1 pseudogene is annotated in these 232 nt (G+C 51.3%); it reads right to left on the bottom strand.

Annotation, left to right across the window (positions count from 1 at the left end):
- Window positions 1–232: pseudogene (locus tag AAEZ03_RS29010) on the bottom strand (electron transfer flavoprotein-ubiquinone oxidoreductase); the annotation flags it as partial.

Here is a 232-nt window from a genome sequence, read left to right as displayed (position 1 = left end):
GCAAGCAGCTCATAACCCGGCTCAAAGCTTGGCTTGGCTTCGCCATTGGCCGCCACACCCATATCACCAGTCAGGATACCGCGTACCGAACCATCGTCATTATATAAGATGTCATCAGCTGGGAAGCCTGGGAACATCATGACTTCTAACTCTTCGGCTTGTACGGCCAACCAACGAACCACATTTCCCAATGAGACAATATAGTTGCCGTCATTGTGCATCGGTGCTGGGA

Origin of the sequence: Pseudomonas sp. HY2-MNA-CIBAN-0224 (assembly GCF_040310285.1) — a bacterium.
GTDB classification, from domain to species: Bacteria; Pseudomonadota; Gammaproteobacteria; order Pseudomonadales; family Pseudomonadaceae; genus Aquipseudomonas; species Aquipseudomonas helleri.
The sequence above is the reverse complement of the archived record's forward strand: the minus strand, read 5'-3'. Positions and strand labels throughout refer to the sequence as shown.